Below are 19,602 nucleotides of genomic sequence, written 5' to 3'. Positions count from 1 at the left end.
AGGGGGAACCGCGGTCGTATTGTCGCGTCGCGGGCTTGCGCATCACCACTCACAGATGGGGTTCCGCATGTCCGCACCCGCGAATCCGGCCGCGCCGGATGCCGGTGACAAACTCGACCGGGGAGTGCTGAAGGTCGCTTCCGTGGTGGTGCTCGGCGCCATCATGGCGATCCTCGACACCACCGTGGTCAACGTCGCGCTCCAGAAGCTCACCATCCAGTTCGCCACGTCGTTCGACACCATCCAGTGGGTCGCGACCGGCTACATGCTGGCGCTGGCGACGGTCATCCCGGTCACCGGATGGGCGTCCGACCGGTTCGGCACGAAACGGCTGTACCTGCTCGCGATCGGCACCTTCCTGGTCGGCTCGATGCTGGCCGGGCTCGCCTGGAACGTCGAATCGCTGATCGCGTTCCGCGTCGTGCAGGGCCTCGGCGGCGGCATGCTGATGCCTGCCGGGATGACGATCCTGACCCGCGCGGCCGGTCCGCAGCGGATCGGCCGGGTCATGGCGGTGCTGGGCGTGCCGATGCTGCTCGGCCCGATCTGCGGCCCGATCCTCGGCGGCTGGCTGGTCGATTCGGTGAGCTGGCGCTGGATCTTCTACATCAACGTCCCGATCGGACTGATCGCCTTCGTGCTCGCGCTGCGCCTGCTGCCGAAGGACGAGCCGGAACCGGGCAACCGGTTCGACTTCCTCGGCATGCTGATGGTGTCGCCGGGTCTGGCCGCGCTGATCTTCGGCGTTTCGCGGATTCCGTCGACCGGCACGGTCGCCTCGCTGGAAGTGTGGCTGCCCGCGCTGGCCGGGCTCGTGCTGCTGGTCGCGTTCGTGCTGCGGGCGCGGACCATGGAGCATCCGCTGATCGACCTGAAGCTGTTCCGCAACCGCTCGTTCTCGGTCGCGATGATCACGATGGCCGTGTTCTGCGTCGGGTTCTTCGGCGCGATGCTGTTGCTGCCCACGTATTTCGTGCTGGTGCGCGGGGAGACCGCGCTGAACGCCGGTCTGCTGCTGGCCCCGCAGGGCTTCGGCGCGATGCTGGCGATGCCGATCACCGGACGCCTCGCCGACAAGATCGCGCCGCGCCGGATCGTGGTGCCCGGCCTGGTCCTGATCGCGCTGGGCATGGTGGTCTTCACGCAGGTCAGCGCGACCACTCCGTACTGGCAGCTGCTGACCGCGCTGTTCGTGATGGGCATCGGCATGGGCTGCACGATGATGCCGATCACCTCGGCCGCGCTGCAGACGTTGCGGTCCAAGGACATGGCGAAGGCCTCGACCGCGACGAACATCCTGCAGCAGACCGCGGGCGCGATCGGCTCCGCGGTGATGTCGATCATCCTGGCGGCGCTGCTCGCCGGGAAGTTCGGAGTCCCGACGAGCCAGGGCCAGCTGGTCGCCACCGCGGCGACGATGAACCCGGCCACGCACGACGCCGCGGCCGGTCTGGCGGGCGAGTCGTTCGCGACGACGTTCCTGTGGGGCACGATCCTGCTCGCGGTGTGCCTGGTGCCCGCGCTCTTCCTGCCGAAGAAGCGCGTGGTGCCCACGGCGACGGAATCCGACGAGACCGCTCCGCCGGTGCTGATGCACTGACGCTTGACCGAAGAAAAGGGCCGCCCGCGCTAAGTCGCGGGCGGCCCTTTTCGTTGCCGGAACTAGGAAAGCCGCTCCAGCACCATCGCCATGCCCTGTCCGCCGCCGACGCACATCGTCTCGAGGCCGAACTGCTTGTCGTGGTGCTGCAGGGAGTTGATCAGCGTGGAAGTGATCCGCGCGCCGGTCATGCCGAACGGGTGGCCGACCGCGATCGCGCCGCCGTTGACGTTCAGCCGGTCCAGGTCGATGCCGAGGTCGCGGTACGACGGGATGACCTGCGCGGCGAACGCCTCGTTGATCTCGACCAGGTCGATGTCCGAAATGGACAGTCCAGCGCGGGACAGCGCCTGCTTCGACGCCTCGACCGGGCCGTAGCCCATGATCTCCGGCGACAGGCCGGTGACACCGGTGGACACGACGCGCGCCAGCGGGGTCAGGCCAAGTTCGCGCGCCTTCGTGTCGGACATGATCACGACCGCCGCCGCGCCGTCGTTGAGCGGGCAGCAGTTGCCGGCGGTGATCCGGCCGTCCGGGCGGAAGACCGGCTTCAGTCCGGAAACGCCTTCCAGCGTGACGCCCGCGCGCGGCCCGTCGTCCTTCGACACGACCGTGCCGTCCGGCAGCGTCACCGGCGTGATGTCCTTGGCCCAGAAGCCGTCCGCGATGGCCTTCTCGGCGAGGTTCTGCGACCGCACGCCGAACTCGTCCATCTCTTCGCGGGTGATGCCCTTGAGCCGCGCGAGGTTCTCCGCGGTCTGGCCCATCGCGATGTAGACGTCCGGGAGCTGGCCGTTCTCGCGCGGGTCCTGCCAGCTGTCCGCACCGGACTCGGCGGTGGCCTGGGTGCGCGCCTCGGCGTCGGCGAACAGCGGGTTGTGCGTGTCCGGCCAGGAGTCGGAGCTGCCCTTGGCGAACCGCGACACGGTCTCGACGCCCGCGGAAATGAAGACGTCGCCCTCGCCCGCCTTGATCGCGTGCAGCGCCATCCGGGTGGTCTGCAAGCTGGAGGAGCAGTACCGGGTGATCGTGCAGCCGGGCAGGTGGTCGTAGCCGAGTTCGACGGCCACCGCGCGGCCCATGTTGAAGCCGGACTCGCCGCCGGGCAGGCCGCAGCCGAGCATCAGGTCGTCGATGTCGGCCGGGTCCAGCTCGGGCACCTTGTCCAGTGCCGCGCGCACCATCTGCACGGCCAGGTCGTCGGGGCGCATCCCGACCAGCGAGCCCTTCCCGGCGCGGCCGATCGGGGAGCGGGCGGTGGAGACGATGACAGCTTCGGGCATGACAGACACATCCTCGGGTCGGCGGCACTAAGCGGTTGCTCACCATCTTGCCGCGTCCGGCGTCGGTTCGAAAGCCGAAGGCGACATGCACCACCATGCTCCCGTGGGAGGATTTCCGCCGTGACCGAGCGCAACCGGGTGTTGTCCACGCGCACGATCGCGTGGTGGGGGACCGGCATCGTGCTGCTGGCGGCCGTCGCGGCGGCACTGCTGCTCTGGCTGCTCGGCGGCGGCACCCCGGCGGATTCGTCGCGGCTCGACGCGCTGCGCACGGCCTCGAGCATCGTCGTCGGGACCGGCGGCGCGGCCGCGCTGCTGCTCGCCGCGCGCCGGCAGCGGTCCGCGGAACTGGATCTGGAACAGAAGGACCACGACGCGACCGAGCGCCGGATCACCGACATGTACGGCAAGGCCGCCGACCAGCTCGGCAGCGACAAGGCCCCGGTCCGGCTGGCCGGGCTGTACGCGCTCGAACGGCTCGCGCAAAGCCACGCCGACCAGCGGCAGACCATAGTCAACGTGCTCTGCGCGTATCTCCGGATGCCGCTGGACGGCACCGCCGAGGAGGTGCAGGTGCGCAAGGCCGCGCAGCGGATCCTGATGCTGCACTTGCGGCCGGGCGGCGGGGAGGAGCCGAACGGGTCGTACTGGCCGGACATCGACCTCGACTTCTCCGGCGCCCACCTCGTCGAGCTGACGCTCACCTATTGCCGGATCCGTTCCATCGTCTGTCACGAAACGACGTTCACCGGAAAATCGACGTTCTGCTGCACCGAATTCCGCACCAAAGCCGATTTCACCGACGCGGTCTTCACAGAACGCGCGGACTTTCGCGGCGCAGTCATCGGCGGCGAACGCGACGCATTCCGCGGTGCCCAGTTCGAACAGCACGCGGAATTCGCCGACGACGCGAAAGTCCGGCTCGCCGGAGCCCTCGCGAAACCCGGATACCGCCGCGCCTGGCCCGCCGGATGGGCGGAGGAACCCGGCGACGACGGCTGGCTCCGGCTGGTCCCGCGCTAGCCGGTCCGGGGCCCGGCTGTTTAGGCTGGTCGCGTGGAGTACGCAGAACACATCGTGGACCTCGTGGGCAACACCCCGCTGGTCAAGCTGAATTCGCTTACGCGGGGGCTCAAGCCGCTCGTGCTCGCCAAGGTCGAGTACGTCAACCCGGGCGGCAGCGTGAAGGACCGGATCGCGCTGCGGATGATCGAGGCCGCGGAGGCGTCGGGCGAACTGCGCCCCGGCGGCACGATCGTGGAGCCCACCTCGGGCAACACCGGGGTCGGGCTGGCCATGGTCGCCCAGCGCAAGGGCTACCAGTGCGTGTTCGTCTGCCCGGACAAGGTGAGCGAGGACAAGCGCAACGTGCTGCGCGCGTACGGCGCGCGCGTCGTCGTGTGCCCCACCGCGGTCGCGCCCGAGCACCCCGATTCGTACTACAACGTGTCCGACCGGCTCGTGCGCGAGATCGAGGGCGCCTGGAAGCCCAACCAGTACGCCAACCCGGAGAACCCGGCCAGCCACTACCACTCCACCGGCCCGGAGCTCTGGCGGCAGACCGACGGCAAGATCACCCACTTCGTCGCCGGCGTCGGCACCGGCGGCACGATCTCCGGCACCGGCAAGTTCCTGAAGGAGGTCAGCGACGGCCGCGTCCAGGTCGTCGGAGCCGATCCGGAGGGCTCGGTGTACTCCGGCGGCACCGGACGGCCGTACCTGGTCGAGGGCGTCGGCGAGGACTTCTGGCCGGAGACCTACGACCGGAACGTCGCGGACCAGATCATCCCGATCAGCGACGCGCACTCCTTCGAGATCACCCGCCGCCTCGCGACCGAGGAAGGCCTGCTCGTCGGCGGTTCGTGCGGGATGGCCGTGGCCGCCGCGCTGAAGCTGGCCGAGGGGCTGACCGAGGACGACGTCGTGGTCGTGCTGCTGCCCGACGGCGGACGCGGCTACCTCACCAAGGTGTTCAACGACGCCTGGATGTCGTCCTACGGCTTCCTCCCGCCGGATTCCTCCGGCGCGACGGTCGGCGACGTGCTCACCCGCAAGTCCGGTGCGCTGCCCAGCCTCGTGCACTCGCACCCGAACGAAACGGTCGCCGAGGCGGTGGCCATCCTGTCGGAGTTCGGCGTCAGCCAGATGCCCGTGGTCAGCGCCGAACCGCCGGTGATGGCCGCCGAGGTGGTCGGCGCGGTCAACGAGCGCGACCTGCTCGACGCGCTGTTCACCGGCAAGGCCCAGCTCGCCGACCGGCTGGAGACGCACATGTCGCCGCCGCTGCCCACGATCGGAGCCGGCGAGCAGGTGAGCGCCGCGATGAAGGCGCTCGAAGGGGCCGACGGCGCGTTGGTGCTCATCGACGGCAAGCCGGCGGGCGTCGTCACCAGGCACGATCTGCTCGCGTTCCTCGCCGGCCGATAGGCGCAACCTCACGGCGACCGGCCGGGGCGTCTGCGCGCGTTCTGGCCGGGCATCCGATAGCGTTACGGCCGAATAGAACTTTTTCGCGTCCTCGTCAAGGGGGTTCAAGACCCACATGAGTGCTCCGCAGCCACCGAACCAGCCCTGGGACGGCGGCCAGCAGCCGCCGCAGGGCCCGTCGAGTGGTCCTACACCGCAGCAGGACAGTCCCTTCGGCGCGTCGGAGCCGACCCAGGTGGTCCAGCCGGGCCAGCCGCAGCAGCCCTCGCACGGCGGCGGCGCCTTCGGCGACACCCCGGAACCGACGCAGGTCGTGCAGCCCGGACAGCCGGCTGACTCGAACGCCACGCAGGTGGTCAACCCCGTGAGCGCCGAGGGCAACGCCGAATCGACGCAGCTGGTCCCGCCGAGCCAGCAGCCGCAGAACATCCCGTACGCCCCGCCGCCGAGCGCGGCGGACAACCCGGCCGCGGTCGCCGGGTTCGGCGCCCCGCAGGGCTTCGGCCAGCCGGGTCAGCCCGGGCAGCCGGGCCAGCAGCCGCCGCAGGGCTTCGGCCAGCCGGGCGGGTTCGACCAGGGCGGCTTCGGCGCCCCGCCGCAGGGCGCGTTCGGCCAGCCCGGACAGCCGGGCCAGCCGGGCTTCGGCCAGCCCGCTCCGTTCGGCGCGTCCCCCGCGCCCTCGAGCGGCGGCGGGAACGCGCTGTACGGCTACATCGCCGGCGGCATCACCGCGCTGCTCGGCCTGATCGCGCTGATCGTCTCGTTCAGCTACATGAGCGACACCAGCGACTACTCGAAGCTGTACGACAGCTCGAGCCGCTACCAGAAGCTGTTCGACGAGGCCGGTCTCGCCTCGCCGGGCACGCTGTGGTTCTACGTGATCATGATCCTGGTCGGCGCGGTGGTCGCGCTGGCCGGCGGCGTCGCGCTGGCTCTCGCCTCGCGCGCGGCGGTGCTGCGCAAGCTCGCCCCGATCGGCGTGCTCGTCGGCGGCGTGCTGTTGCTGCTGTTCTCGATCCTGGCGAAGTCCGGGACGTCGGTCAGCAGCTCCTTCGCCGACAAGTACGGCGGCGCCGGCTCCAGCGCCACGAGCGGCGGCGGCATGCTGACGCTGATCCTCGGCGTCATCATCCTGATCATCGGCGTGGTCGCGATCATCCCGGCCACCTCGCAGTACGTCGGCCTCGGCGCGTCCTCCGGCGGTCCGGGCGGCCCCGGCGGCCCGCAGCAGCCGGGCGGTTTCGGCGGCGGACAGCCGGGCTTCGGCCAGCCGCACGGCGGCGGTTTCCCGCCTCCCGGCGGCCCGAACCCGAACAGCGGCGGCTTCCCGCAGCCGGGCGGTCCGAACCCGGGCAGCGGCGCGAACCCGCAGCCGGGCTTCGGACAGCAGCCGCCCCCCGGGTACGGCCAGCCGGGCCAGCAGCCGGGCTACGGCCAGCCGCCGCAGCAGCCGGGCGGCTTCGGCCAGCCGGGCCAGTACCCGCCGCCGGGCGGGCAGCAGCCCCCTCCGGGCTACGGCCAGCCGGGCCAGCAGCCGCCGCAGCAGTGGTGACTCGCTGAATCTCCGCGAAGGGCGCCTCCGTCTCCCGACGGTGGCGCCCTTCGTCTTTTCCGGTCCTTTTTTCGCGGGATTCGCACAGAACTGGTGGCCTTTTCCCCACCGTTCCGGCAGCCGGGGGAATTGCGCCGGACATGCGCCGCGGCCGGTCCCCAACCGCGCATTTCCCGGCTAGGGTGGGCGCCGTCCGAATCGCCTTTCCAGCCCGAGGGGGACTTGCCGTGAGCGGCCTGCACGGACTTCCGGCACGGCAGCGGGAACGGGAATTCTCCCCGGCGGAGCCGGCGCCGCGCCGGCCGAACGGAAGCACCGCGATCGCGGCCGGACTGTTCGGGCTCGTCGCCGCCGCGACGTCCGGCTATCTCCCGGCACGGCTGTTCCTCGACATTCCTTCCGGATTCAGCCTCGGCGACCTCTCGCCGCTGACGCTCGCCGACCTCGCCGCGTACCTGGCCGCTTCGCTGGTCTTGCTGATCGGCGCGATCGCGACGTTTTTCCGCGCCACAGCCGGTGCGGTCCTGCTCATCGCGGGCGCGTTGCTCGCCCTCGGCGCGCTTCTGCTGGAGCCCGCGCTGGGCGGTTCCCCGGCGTACGCCGAGTACTTCCGGACGCTGCTGCGGTTCGAGAATTTCGCCGCGCTGGACCGCGTCGCGCTCGCGGCGGCGGTGCTGTTCGTGCTCGTGCTGGCGGGGCTGCCGCGTACGTTCGGCTACCTGCGCTACCGCGTGCCCGTGGTACCGGTCTCAGCACCCTCACGACCTTGGTAAATCCTCCCCGAAAGCGGCGCGGGCCTGGCACGATACAGGCACCCCACCCGCCGTCCGGCGGGACCAGATACGCCGAGGACTCCCCGTGACTTACCCCCAGAACCCGCAGGGTCAGCCCCAGCAGCCGCAGAGCGGCCCGTTCCCCGGGCAGCCGTACCCGGCGAGCCAGCCGACGCCGGCCCAGCCGTACCCGGGCGCCCCGCAGCAGCCGTTCGCCCCGCCTGCTGCCGGTCAGCCGTACCCGGCGTACCAGGGCGGGCCCGGCGTGTACCAGCAGAAGCCGAACGGCGCGACCGCGATCATCGCCGGGATCCTCGCGATCATCGGCGGCATTTTCGCGATCATCTCGATCATCGTCGCGGTCGTCGCGCTCTCGGCTGTCCACGTCACGATCTGGCAGCTCTACGTGGGAATCGTCGTCTACGCGGTGCTCGTCGGCCTGCTGTTCTTCGGCGGCATCGGCCTCTTCCTGCACAAGCCCGCCGCCCGCGTGTGCACGATCGTCGGCTGCGGGCTGGTGATCGCGTACACGATCCTGAGCGCCGTCCTCACCGGAGTCGCGACCTCCGGGTACAAGGGCAGCGCCCAGATGCTGGGGGCGGGCATCGGCGGCGCCGTGGTCGCGCTGATCCCGCCGGTCGCGACCCTGGTGCTGGCGATCGTGAAGCCGACCGCGGACTGGGTCAACTACCGTCCGGAGGCGGCTGCCCAGGGCGGGTACCCCGCGCCGCAGGCCTGGTGACCTCGGGGCTGCCGGTGCGTTTTGTACCGGCAGCCTCTCCCGCATGGTGAGTTGCCTCCCAGCTGATGGGATTGTCGGGGGTGCCCCGTACCCTGGGACGCATGGCCGACGACTACTCCGTCCTGGGTTTTGAAACACGCGCGATCCACGCCGGGCAGCAGCCCGATCCCCGCACGGGTGCGGTCATCGTGCCGATTTACCAAACGTCCACGTACGCGCAGGACGGGGTCGGCGGCACCCGCGAGGGCGGCTACGAGTACTCGCGCACCGCGAACCCCACGCGGACCGCGCTGGAGGAAGCCCTCGCGTCGCTCGAGGGCGCCCGGCACACGCTGGCGTTCGCGTCCGGCATGGCGGCGTCCGACGCGGTGCTGCGCACGGTCCTGCGCCCCGGCGATCACCTGGTCCTGGGCAACGACGCGTACGGCGGCACGTTCCGGCTGATCGACAAGGTGCTCAGCCTGTGGGGCGTCGAGCACACGGTCGCCGACCTGAGCCGCATCGACGAGGTCCGGGCCGCGATGCGCCCGGAAACCAAGCTGATCTGGTGCGAGTCGCCGACCAACCCGCTGCTGGGCATCGCCGACATCGCCGCGCTGGCGGGCGTCGCCCACGACGCGGGCGCGCGACTGGTCGTCGACAACACCTTCGCCACGCCGTACCTGCAGACTCCGCTGGCCCTCGGCGCGGACATCGTGGTGCACTCGACCACCAAGTACCTGGGCGGCCACTCGGACGTCGTCGGCGGCGCGGTCGTCACCAACGAGGACGAACTGCGCGAGCAGCTCTTCTACCTGCGCAACGCCGCCGGTGCGGTCCCCGGCCCGTTCGACGCGTGGCTGACCCTGCGCGGGCTCAAGACGCTCGCCCTGCGCATGGAACGGCACAGCGACAACGCGGATCTGGTCGCCCGCACGCTGGCGAAGCACCCGAAGGTCACCAAGGTCTACTACCCCGGCCTGCCGGAACACCCCGGCCACGAGGTCGCGGCGAAGCAGATGCGCCGCTTCGGCGGAATGGTGTCGTTCCGCGTAGAGGGCGGCGAGGAGGCGGCGCTGGAGGTCGCGTCCCGCACGAAGCTGTTCGTGCTGGCGGAGTCGCTGGGCGGCATCGAGAGCCTGATCGAGCACCCGGGCAAGATGACGCACGCCTCGACGGCAGGCTCGACGCTGGAAGTCCCGGAGGACCTGATCCGGCTGTCGGTCGGTATCGAGGACGGCCGGGACCTGGTGGCGGACCTTACGCAGGCGCTGGGCTGATCTTTTCGCGACGACGGGGCATCGGGCTGGGTTCCGGTGCCCCGTTCTCGTTCGAGGTGCTGACCGGGGACTGCCTGGCTTGCCGTTTCGGGGCGAAGTTCTCGCAGCTGGCGCGGTGCAGTTGCGGGGAAACTCGGTGCCGGGGGAAGCCTTTCGTGGGCACGAGCGCTTCGGCGGGTTTCGCCTGTGAGTGGGGGTGCGCGAGGGCGTGCGGGTTTGCTCGGTGTGGCTGCCTTGCCGAGTGTCGGGCGGGGTTGCCCGTGAGTGGAGGCGCGCGAGGCGAGCGGGTTCGCCCGGAGAAGCTGCCCTGCCGAATCTCAGGCTGGGCCTCGGCTGATATTGCCTAGCGGAAGTCGGTGCCGGTTGCCGGTGAATCCGCCCGGCCGCCGTCTCGACGAAGCGTTCTCGCCACCTGAACCCGGCGAAACCCCTTGCCGCCCAAAGCCAAGCTGCTCAGCTCAGCCGAAGCGTGGATCAGGGCTTGCTGTTCTCCGGCTGGGCATTGGCCTGCCGGGTCCCGGTCGTCGTCGGGAGGTCCGCGCCGTTGATGCAGCCGCCGACCAGTTCGACGTGATTGTCGTGCCGGATGTACTGGGCGGGGCCGGCGCAGCCGGCCGCTTCGACGGTCGCGAAGGCGGCTCCGGTGAGGGCCACCGCGGACAGAATGCCCGCGGCGAGCGGCAGCAGACCGGTGCGGGACTGGGCCCGGGAGGTGGTCCCGTGCTGCGCGCGTGCCATGGTCGCACTCCCTGGTCATGTGTGGCTGCCGTGATCCAGGGTACCGGTCCGGCGGGCGGCGCACCCCGGCCGTCCGTCGGTGGCATCATCGGCGCCATGGAACTGGTCAGCGTCGAGCGCATCCAGGAAGCTCGGAAGCTTCTCGAGGGCATCACCCGCGTCACGCCGATGGAGCACGCCCGCGACCTGCGCCGGCTGCACGGCGGCCCGGTGTATCTGAAGTGCGAGAACCTGCAGCGCACCGGTTCCTTCAAGATCCGCGGCGCCTACACCCGCATTCACGGCCTGACCGCCGAGGAACGCGCGCGCGGCGTCGTCGCGGCCAGCGCGGGCAACCACGCGCAGGGGGTCGCGCTGGCCTCGTCGCTGCTCGGCATTTCCTCGACCGTCTTCATGCCGCTGCGCGCTCCGCTGCCGAAACTCGCCGCGACCCGCGGGTACGGCGCGGAGGTCCACCTCCACGGCGCGGTCGTCGACGAAACCCTCGCCGAGGCCATCGCGTTCTCGGAACGCACCGGTGCGGTCTTCATCCACCCGTTCGACCACCCCGACGTCATCGCCGGTCAGGGCACCGTCGGGCTGGAGATCCTCGAGCAGGTGCCGGGCGCGAAGACCGTCCTGGTCCCGACCGGCGGCGGCGGGCTGGTCGGCGGCGTCGCGGCGGCGGTGAAGGCGCTGCATCCGGAGATCCGGGTGGTCGGGGTCCAGGCCGAGGACGCCGCTGCTTATCCGTCTTCGCTGGCGGCGGGCGCGCCGGTCCGGCTGCGCGACGTGCACACGATGGCCGACGGGATCGCGGTCGGCGAGCCGGGCAAGGTCAGCTACGCGCACGTCCAGTCATTGGTCGACGACGTCGTGACGGTGACCGAGGAATCCTTGTCCCGCGCGGTATTGCTGTGCCTGGAGCGGCGAAAGCTGGTCGTGGAACCGGCCGGAGCCGCTTCCGTGGCCGCGCTTTTGCAGCACCCCGGCGCTTTCGAACCGCCGGTGGTGGCGATCCTCTCCGGCGGCAACGTGGATCCCGTGCTGCTGCAGCAGATCATCCAGCACGGCATGACCGCCGGCGGCCGCTACCTGAAGCTGCACCTGCGCGTACCGGACCGGCCGGGCTCGCTGGTTTCGGTGCTGTCGTGCGTGAAGGACCTGGGCGCGAACGTCCTCGACGTCGAGCACTCCCGCATCTCCGGCAGCCTGGCCCTCGGCGAAGTCGACGTCGCCCTCGCCCTGGAAACCCGCGGCCCCGAGCACTGCAAGGAGGTCGAGGCCGCCCTCGCCGACGCCGGGTTCACCGTCGTCTGACTGTCTACTGTGGACGCTCCGGCAGCCGGGCGCTGAACCACAGCGGGAGGTAATCCTCGTCGCGCGGGTAAAGCTCCTGGTCCAGCGCGTAATCCTCGGGACGGGGCGGCGTGTGGAACGCCGGTTCGTCGTCCTCGTTGAAGCTGGCCTGGTAGTTCGACGGCGGGTCGACGACCAGCGACAGCGAGTACCAGGTGCCCCGTCCTCGCACGTACTTGGAGCGCCGCAGTTCGGCCAACGGCCTCGACAGTTCCCGCGCGACCGGGACTTGTCGCGTGCTCCCGTCCGCCATCCGCGCGCCGCATGCGAGATTCGCGTGCCTGCCCAACGCCATGAAGTCGAAGGCGATTCGCTGCCACCCCTGCGGAGCCGCCGCGACGAGTGCCGTCGAGATCTCGCCCAGCAGCTGCTCCGGATCCGCCGTCGGTTCCGCTTCCCGGGGACGGCTTTCCTCAGCAGGCGGGCTGGTCATCGCCGCCAGCATCCGGTCCCGCGTCGCCTCGTCCACCTCCGGCACGGTGTATCCGACCGCCCGGATGTGCCCGACCAGCTCCGGATCTGGTGAAATCCCGTGCTCACGCAGGTAATAGGCGACCGCGCCGGGCCACACCCAGCTGCCGTCGGTCCGGAAGTTCAGCGGAACCGCGTCCGTGCGCGACGGATCGAAGGCATCGGTGTCGTTGCTGCGCGACGCCAGGATGACCGGCGCGTTGTCGAGATACGCGAGAACCCGCTCGCGTTCTTCCGCCGACAACGCTTCCCGCTCCACGACCGGATTTTCCGCCTCGTCGAACCCGTCGTAGACGCGCGGCGTCCGCAACTCACCCGGCGAGCCCGGGGAATCCCCTTTGGGGACAACGGCTTCCGACTCGGACTTCTGTGACGCAATCTGAGCCGCCGCGACCTCACTCGGCTCGGACTGCGCCTCATCGCCATCGGACGCCGAGGCTGCCTGCTCAAGATCAGGCAACGGCGGGGTAGCGGCCACAGGCGGAGTCGTGTTGGGCTCGTCCACGGGGAGCCCCGGGACAGAGTCCGCAGTCGAAGTCGGCTGATTCTCGGTTCCCGGCAACGGCGGCGGCGCGCTCGGCTGATCGACCGGGAGCGCGGGAACAGAGTGCTCTGCGTCCGCGGCCCGTTCCGGATGCGCGGCAGACCCAGCCGAGGATGGCGGGTTTTCCGCCCCAGCCGACGGCGGCGGGGTGCTGGGCTCCGGAGCCACGGCAGACCCGGTCGAGGGCGGCGGGTTTTCCGCGCCTGGCAACGGCGGCGGCACCTGCCCAGGCAACGGCGGCGGCGCGCTCGGCTGTTCCGGAGTCACGCCAGGCCCAGTCGAGGGCGGCGCATTCTCCGCACCCGGCAACGGCGGCGGCACCGCAGGGTTCGCCCCAGGAACAGGCGGCGGAACCGGCTGTCCAGCAACACCACCAGGAACCACCCCGGCCCGCTGCCGCAACCACGGCGGCACGAACCGATCCTCGCGCGGGAAGAACCGCAGCTCGTCCTGGAAGCCGATCGGCGGGGGCAGCTGCCGCCACCGTGGCTCGACGTCCGGCTGGTAGTCCGCGTACGGCGGCCGCTGCGGGGAGAACACCAGGGTCGCGCTCAGCCACGTGCCGCGGCCCGGCTGGTACATCCCGGTGCGCAGCACGCCGAGCAGCCGCGGCAGATCGGGATGCGGCTGGACCGGGTAGGTCCGGTTGTCCGGGGCGAGCACGGCGACGTCGACTTCGACGTGCCGTCCCGCGGCGCGGCAGACGACCTGCAGCTGCTGCCAGCCCGCGGGCAGCGCGGCCGCGGCCGCCTGGCCGATCTGCTGGACGAGCTCCTGCTGCTGGGCAGCGGTGAGCGGCACCGGAGGCCGGGTCATGGGGTCAGCGGCTCCTCACCGGGCGAACGCTTCATGCCGTTCAGCCGTTCTGCGGCGGGAGAATGCCCGCGAGCAGGTTGGCCGGCGTGTAACCGGACTGGACGTCGAACGTCATCCCGACCGAACGGGCGAGCACCGCGACCGCCAGCGGGGCCAGTGCGAGGAAGCCCTCCGGGTCGGTGGAGCGGTCCTCGGCGGTCCAGTACTCGCGGTGCCGCTCCAGCGCGGAGACGAACGCCTCGGCGAACTTCTCCGAGTCCCGGCGCAGCACGTAGTAGAACATCCGGATCGGCGGGTACACGAGCTGCAGCATCGCCGCCGGAGGAGTGAACTGCGCGGTGTCCGGGTCGGTGCCGTCCATCGCGGGCAGGAACATCTCCGGGGTGACCTCGCGGTGCGCGAGGAACGTCTGCAGCGTCTCGACCCACGGGTACATGTAGGCGTCGTGCTCGATGCCCGACGCGCGCAGCACGTCCAGCGGGACCGCGGCCAGCTGCTGGATCAGCACGTCGTCGCGCTGGATCACGGCGAGCCAGGCCGCGGTGAGCCAAGCCGCCGGGTCCGTCCGCGGCGTCGGGCCGGTGGCCGCGAAACGGCGCGGGCGGCCGATCACCGCGTCGACCTCCTGGCCCTCCGGCGCGCACGCCGCGGTGAAAGCGGCGGCCGCGGCCTGCGCGGCGAGACCGAGGTCGCCCCAGGTGTCCGGGTCCTCGGCGTCCGGGTCGACGACGCTGCGGTACTGCGCGAGCATCAGCTCCCGGCGCAGGACGTTCGCCAGCGCGCTGGTGTCCTGGGTGATGTAGTCGAAGTAGAAGGCCACCTGCGGCGACAACTTCTCGATCTGCTTCCACGCGACGTCGATGCTGACGGAGTGCCTGGGAACGGCGGTCATCTATCTCATTCCTCACCGGACGCTGGGGTCAGCGGCGACTGGTAGTCGTAACCGTTGAAGGGTTTGTAGGCGTAGCCGAGGTTCTTGTGCGTGTGCTCGGTCTGGTCGACCAACGCCCGCACCTCCACATAATCGAGCCTCTTCTGGAGCTTCGCACGCTCGAGCGCGTCCGCGAGGTCGGGGTCGGTGTGGGCCATCTTCTTGACGATGTCGTCGAAGTACTTCGGGTGGCCCTGCCGGTAGGTGCGCATGTCCTCGGGCACGTACCGCGTGCTGGGCTGGCCGCCCGGCCCCTTGGCCTCGTGCACGATGTAGTGCGGTTCGCCGCCGTTGTGGTAGTCGACCTCCCAGATGTGGTCGAAGTTCCCGGCTCCCGGCTTCTCGCCGTCGATCGGATGCCGCGGCGTGATGTCCGCGCGCACGTTCCCGTCGCCGTCCACGATCTGGTACCGGTGGCTGCCCTCGGGTGCGTCCGGGTGTTCCCGGACGTCGAAGTGCTGGTCAGGATGGGCCTGGGTGAACTCGCGGTGCAGCCGGTCGCGCACCGCGTGCCCGGACGCCTCCTCGCCCAGCTTCTCGGACGCGTCGTTCTTCGCGTTGTGCGCGTCCTTCCACTCCGGGGAATCCTTCGGGGTGTCGTTCAGCTCGTGGTACTTGGTTTCGCGATCGTGCACCTTCTGGTCGATCGCGTCGTAGTCCTTCTCCCGCCAGTTCGACGTGTCGGAATGCGTTCCGGGCACGTGCTGTTCGGCGGGAGCCTGGTCGTGCTGGCCGTTCCCCGAGTCGTGCCCGGCGTGGTCGCCCTGGTGCTGGCCGCCGTCGTGCTGGCCGCCGTTGTGCTCCGGGGCCGTCGCGTCGCCTCGCTGCGGGGCGTGCGTGCCCGACCGCGCGTCGTCGTAGCCCATGAACTCCGCCGCCGGCCGGTCGTGCTTGAACACCGGCTTGCCGTCGACGAGGTCCACCGGGTGCGGCGGGTTCTCCGGATCGACCGCGGAATGCCTGATCCGCAGCTCGGTGCGCCCGGTTTTCTGGTCGGTCCACTCGTAGTAGTGCTTCTTGATGTACTCCGGGTCGGCGAGGTTTTCCCGGGGCGTGCGGCCGTCCGGGCCGGGCCGGTCGCGCCAGTCGAGGTCGTCGTCGTCCCCGTCTTCGCCGCGGTGGCGGGAGCTGTCGGCGTCGATGTCGTGCGGGTCGTGGTGCTTTCCGTCCGGCGCGAAACCGTCGTCGCCGACGTGGTGCGCCGTGCCGTCCGGACGGTGCACCGCCCATTCGCCGTCCGGCGGGATCCGCGGCCGCATCCGTCCGTCGGGACCGATTTCGTAGTCGGACGAGAAGACGCGGCCGTGCGAATCGGTCCACGCCGGCTTGCTCGGCGCCAGCACCTCGGTGTCGAGGTCGCGCGAAAGCCGGTGCGCGAAATCGTTCGACCCCGCGTCGCAGCCGATCAGCCGGATCGGCCTGCCGTCGTAGTTTCCGTTGTGCCGCAGGACATCGGCGAACTCCTCCGGCGTGTACAGCCGGTCGCCGATGCGGGCGTGGCCGTCCGCCGTGACGTGCACGTCCACCGTGTACCGCCCGTCCGGGTCCGGCTGGACGCGGTGCGGCAGGTCGCCGAGTTCCGGGTCGCCGCGGTGGTACGAGCTGCCCGCCGGGGTGTCCTCGGCGTGCCGGTGGTTGACCTCGTCCGGCGACAGCGGCTCGTCGTGGTGCGGCGGGGCGCCGTCGGGGCCGGGGTCGTCGTGGTGGTTCGACCCGTCCGAGTCGTGGTGCTTCGGGTCCTGGTGCTCCGGAGCGGCGTGCTCCGGCTTGTGCTCGGACGCGTCGCTGCCCGGTTTGTTTTCCGCGCCGTCGTGCTGCCCGGGCTTCTTGTCCGGGGCGGCGTTCTCCGGCTTGCCGCCGTCCTTCGGCTTCCCGGGCTCGTCGACCTGGGGTTTGCCGTTCTGCGCCGGGGACTCCTTCCCCGTCCGCGGTGTTTCGCCGGGCTTGGCGGGCGGCGCGTCAGTACGAGCACCGCCGCGTGCGACGGGCTCGGGAGAGCCGTCCGGACGCCGTGCGCCACCGCCTGCTTCCGGGCCGCGCTGGGCTCCGCCGGGACCGGTCGCGACAGCCGCGGCTGGGGGCGCGGAACCGTCGCCGGACCCGCGGTTCGCCGACGCGGGCGATCCGCCGCCGGACGTCGGTGCCGGTTCCGAACGGCCGAGACCCGGTTCCGTACCAGGCCGTTTGGGCTGACCGGCCTCGCCGCCGTCACCGGGACGTTGCGGACCGCCGCTCGACGAATCCGCCGGACGCTGCGGCGAGGAACCACCGCGTCCGGTGGAATCGCCAGCACGCGGCGAGGAACCGCCGTCACCAGTGCGCTGCGGAGCCGAACTGCCGTCGCCAGTGCGCTGCGGCGTCGAGGAACCGCCGTCGCCAGTGCGCTGCGGCCCGGGCCCGGAACGATCCGGCGTGCGGCTCGGGCCGCCACCGTCCGCCGTACTCGGCCCGCCACTCGGCCGCCGACCCGAAGGCCCGCCGTCCGGAACCCGGTTCGGTGCGACCTCGGGCGCCCGCGACCCTGGCGTCCCGGTCCAGCCGCCGCCGCTGGGCCGCGGCGACGGACTGCCGCCGCCAGCCGGGGCACTGGTCGGACTGCCCCCGCCGCCCTGCTGTGGAATTCCTCCGCCCGCCGGACTCTGGTTCGGTGCCGAACCGCCACCGTCGTTCGAGCGGATGTGCTGCGGGGGAGCGGATTGCGGGGAAGGCGCGTCCGTGCGAGGCGGGGCGTACCCGCTCGCCGACGTCGAGTCGTTGCTGCTCGAATGATGCGGACTCGGCTCGTTGCCGCCGGAATGCGTGCCGCCGCCCGACGACGAGGACCCGCCGGAATGCGGGGCGCCACTGGAGTGCGGCGTCGTGGACGGCGCGCTGACCGAGGACGGGCCGTCGCTGTGCGGCGAGCTTTGCGGCGAGTACGAGCTGTCCGAGGAACCGTTTCCACTGCGGGAGGTCGGGCTCGAATCACCGGCCAGCGTCGACGGGCTGGAGTCAGGATGGCTCCCGCCGGGGCTGTCGGAACCACGCCGGGTCGACGACGTCGCGGTGTCTATTGTGGACGGTCCGGTGCCGTCCGGTGCCGAGGAATGCGAGCCCGGCGACGACGGGCTGTCGCTGCTCGGGCTGTCGGATCCGTTGCGGCCGCCGGAATCGCTGGAACCGCCGGAGTGGTCGCCGGGCGTGTCGGAGCCGTCCGAACCGTTGTGGCTGCTGTTCGGGCCGTCTCCGCCGTCGGCGTTGTCCGAGCCGTTGGAGCGCCGCGAACCGGACGGCGAGCCGGGTTCCGCGTCCCCGTCGCCGGATCCGCCGTGGTGCCCGCCGCCAGAGCCGCCGGAGCCGCCCGCGCCGCCGCCGGAACCGCCGCGGTGGAAGAAGCCGCCCGCCTTGATGTTCTTCGTGCTGATTACGTCGAGGCCGGTGGCCTTGCCGGCCAGCTTGCCCAGCACCTTGATGATCTTGGTGAAAACCTCGGCGAGCTTGCCGAGCAGCGGCGAGACCCGGCGCATCGTCTCGCACAGCTTCGTCAGCAGCTCGCTGATCTTCTCGCCCCACTTGGAAATCGCCGTGACGGCCTGCGCGACCACCAGCGGCGTCCCGAATCCGAGCGAGAACACCTCCTCCATGACCCAGGAGATCAGCTTGCCCACCAGGTCCGCGATGAGCTGGCGCACCAGGCCGCGCACGAACGCGACGACCTGGCCCATGATCATCGTGACGGTGCCGATCGCGTTCGCGACCGTCGCCGCGCCGCCGATCGCCTCGGCCGCCTCCGCCGCGGACTTGCGATAGGCGTCCGCGCCGTCGCCCTTCCACTCCGCGGTGCCGGTCTTGACCGCGTTTTCGAGGTCTTTCTGCCGTTCCTGCAACGCTTTCGCGACGTTGCCCCAGGTGTCGGCGTAGGACTGGATCACCGGCGGGTTGCCCGCGACCGAGTCCAGCATGTCCTTCAGCGGCTGCACGTGCTCCATGAGGAACGACGCCACCGACGACATCAGGTAGCCGAACGGGTCGATCGCCGCGCCCGCGATCTCGCCGGCGAGGCTCGCGACGCCGAGCCCGCCGGAAACCCAGTCGCCGTCCGCGATCCCCTTCCACGCGTCGGTCGCCGATTCGGCGATGTTGATCCCGGTGGCGTAACCGTAATCGCCGTTGCCCTCGGTGAACGGTCCCGGTCCGTCGCCGTCCTTTTTGGACTCCGCGACCAGCGGATTGGCGTCGGGCATCAGTCGCTCGCCTTCATCGAACCGGCAGCTTCGCCTTCGTAGCTGTCGTACGCCTTCGCCGCGTCGCGCACCTTCTGCGCCTGCGCGTCCATCGCCGTCACGGTGTTCTGCAACGCCTCGATACCGTAGTTCTCGACCGGGTCGAGCATCATCCGGAACGGCTGGCAGAGAATGCCGTACGCGTCAGTGGGCATGCTGACCTGGTGCGCGGCGTCGACCGCCTGCTTCAGCCCGTCGGCGAGCGCGTCGAGCTGACGCGCGTGCGCCTCGAGATCGCCGCCGATCTCGTAACCCCTGGGTGCCATGGTTTTTCTTCCCCCTGGAACGGCTTGAAGTCAGGACAGGATCGATCCGCCGAAGTCGTCGTCCTCGTCCGACGAACTCCGGCGGCGGCGTTGCTGCTGCTGCGGGGGCGGCGGTGCGGGCGGACCTGCCGGACGCGCCGGCGGCGGTGCGGGAGCCCCGGTTTCCTCGGCGTCCTCGGGCAGGAACCGGCGCACCCGGTCGGGTCCGGACTCGGCCGGTTCCTCGGCGGGCGGCGCGGGAAACGTCCGCTGCGCGTCCGCCACCAAGGTTTCGGTGGTCTCGTCGCCGCCGACGGTCTCGGCCGCGGCCTGCTGCAGCAGTTCGGGGATCCGGGCCTGCGCGCGCTGCACGAGCCGCAGCACCTCGGCGGAGACGTCGGCCATCTTCTTGCCCGCCGCGGAGTCCGCGAGCACCAGGTTCTTCAGCAGCCCCTTGGCATCCACGGTGACCTCGACCGAACCGTCCTTCGACCGCTCGGTGACGGTTTGGCCCTGCATGCGCTCGGCCATCGCCTGGTAGCGGGCAGCGGTCTGCTGGAGCTGCTTGGTCCAGCCCTCGATCATCTGCTCGCTGGCGTCGACGCTGTCCGGCATCGGGCC

Annotated in this window: 15 protein-coding genes; 8 read left to right on the top strand and 7 right to left on the bottom strand. The window is 71.0% G+C overall.

From position 1 onward, the window contains the following. Positions 1–67: 67 nt before the first annotated feature. Positions 68–1,600 carry a DHA2 family efflux MFS transporter permease subunit gene (locus SSMG_RS32640; protein ID WP_037715602.1) on the top strand — a complete coding sequence of 511 codons (1,533 nt, stop codon included), beginning with the start codon at positions 68–70 and terminating at the stop codon, positions 1,598–1,600. A gap of 62 nt (positions 1,601–1,662) precedes the next feature. On the opposite strand, the gene SSMG_RS32635 is transcribed toward SSMG_RS32640, so the two are convergent. Beyond that, entirely contained in the window at positions 1,663–2,883 is a 1,221-nt protein-coding gene (locus SSMG_RS32635) for an acetyl-CoA C-acetyltransferase (RefSeq protein WP_009083192.1), read from the bottom strand. A gap of 120 nt (positions 2,884–3,003) precedes the next feature. Here SSMG_RS32635 and SSMG_RS32630 point away from each other — a divergent pair, with 120 nt between their 5' ends. The 6 genes from SSMG_RS32630 (at position 3,004) to SSMG_RS32605 (ending at position 9,636) form a co-directional block, all read left to right on the top strand. Continuing rightward, positions 3,004–3,906 carry a pentapeptide repeat-containing protein gene (locus SSMG_RS32630; RefSeq protein WP_009083191.1) on the top strand — a complete coding sequence of 301 codons (903 nt, stop codon included), beginning with the start codon at positions 3,004–3,006 and terminating at the stop codon, positions 3,904–3,906. A gap of 33 nt (positions 3,907–3,939) precedes the next feature. Beyond that, on the top strand, positions 3,940–5,310 hold the full coding sequence (locus SSMG_RS32625) for a cystathionine beta-synthase (RefSeq protein WP_009083190.1): 1,371 nt from the start codon (positions 3,940–3,942) through the stop codon (positions 5,308–5,310). Positions 5,311–5,425: 115 nt separating this feature from the next. Beyond that, positions 5,426–6,862 (top strand): hypothetical protein, encoded by a 1,437-nt coding sequence (locus tag SSMG_RS32620; RefSeq protein WP_009083189.1) that lies wholly within the window; start codon positions 5,426–5,428, stop codon positions 6,860–6,862. 227 nt (positions 6,863–7,089) lie between these two features. Further along, entirely contained in the window at positions 7,090–7,635 is a 546-nt protein-coding gene (locus SSMG_RS32615) for a hypothetical protein (RefSeq protein WP_199786047.1), read from the top strand. Between the two features lie 85 nt (positions 7,636–7,720). After that, positions 7,721–8,377 (top strand): hypothetical protein, encoded by a 657-nt coding sequence (locus tag SSMG_RS45000; RefSeq protein WP_050788336.1) that lies wholly within the window; start codon positions 7,721–7,723, stop codon positions 8,375–8,377. Between the two features lie 101 nt (positions 8,378–8,478). Then, complete coding sequence (locus tag SSMG_RS32605; RefSeq protein ID WP_009083187.1) at positions 8,479–9,636, top strand: cystathionine gamma-synthase; 1,158 nt, start codon at positions 8,479–8,481, stop codon at positions 9,634–9,636. A 474-nt stretch (positions 9,637–10,110) separates the two neighbouring features. Here the strand turns inward: SSMG_RS32605 and SSMG_RS32600 are convergent, their stop codons facing one another. Continuing rightward, the gene (locus SSMG_RS32600) at positions 10,111–10,374 is read right to left on the bottom strand and encodes a hypothetical protein (RefSeq protein WP_009083185.1); all 264 of its coding nucleotides are present in this window, start codon (positions 10,372–10,374) and stop codon (positions 10,111–10,113) included. 96 nt (positions 10,375–10,470) lie between these two features. Here SSMG_RS32600 and ilvA point away from each other — a divergent pair, with 96 nt between their 5' ends. Continuing rightward, positions 10,471–11,673 carry a threonine ammonia-lyase gene (gene ilvA, locus SSMG_RS32595; RefSeq protein WP_009083184.1) on the top strand — a complete coding sequence of 401 codons (1,203 nt, stop codon included), beginning with the start codon at positions 10,471–10,473 and terminating at the stop codon, positions 11,671–11,673. 4 nt (positions 11,674–11,677) lie between these two features. Here ilvA and SSMG_RS42735 read toward each other — a convergent pair whose 3' ends face one another. Genes SSMG_RS42735 through SSMG_RS32565 form a run of 5 tightly spaced genes read right to left on the bottom strand, consistent with a single transcriptional unit; the run spans position 11,678 to position 19,596 of the window. Then, a complete protein-coding gene (locus SSMG_RS42735) occupies positions 11,678–13,543 on the bottom strand; it encodes a hypothetical protein (RefSeq protein ID WP_009083182.1) in 1,866 nt (621 codons plus the stop codon). 40 nt (positions 13,544–13,583) lie between these two features. After that, on the bottom strand, positions 13,584–14,435 hold the full coding sequence (locus SSMG_RS32580; RefSeq protein WP_009083181.1) for an immunity 49 family protein: 852 nt from the start codon (positions 14,433–14,435) through the stop codon (positions 13,584–13,586). Between the two features lie 5 nt (positions 14,436–14,440). Beyond that, entirely contained in the window at positions 14,441–18,697 is a 4,257-nt protein-coding gene (locus SSMG_RS42730) for a hypothetical protein (RefSeq protein ID WP_009083179.1), read from the bottom strand. Continuing rightward, a complete protein-coding gene (locus SSMG_RS32570; RefSeq protein ID WP_009083178.1) occupies positions 18,697–19,002 on the bottom strand; it encodes a type VII secretion target in 306 nt (101 codons plus the stop codon). Before SSMG_RS32570 ends, SSMG_RS42730 begins: the two co-directional genes overlap by 1 nt. Before the next feature lie 30 nt (positions 19,003–19,032). Continuing rightward, positions 19,033–19,596, bottom strand: a complete 564-nt coding sequence (locus SSMG_RS32565) for a YbaB/EbfC family nucleoid-associated protein (protein ID WP_009083175.1) — start codon at positions 19,594–19,596, stop codon at positions 19,033–19,035. Positions 19,597–19,602 lie beyond the last annotated feature (6 nt).

Source organism: Streptomyces sp. AA4 (genome assembly GCF_000158875.1).
GTDB lineage: Bacteria > Actinomycetota > Actinomycetes > Mycobacteriales > Pseudonocardiaceae > Amycolatopsis.
Note: the sequence above shows the minus strand (reverse complement) of the source record. Positions and strands in the feature narration are given on the sequence as shown.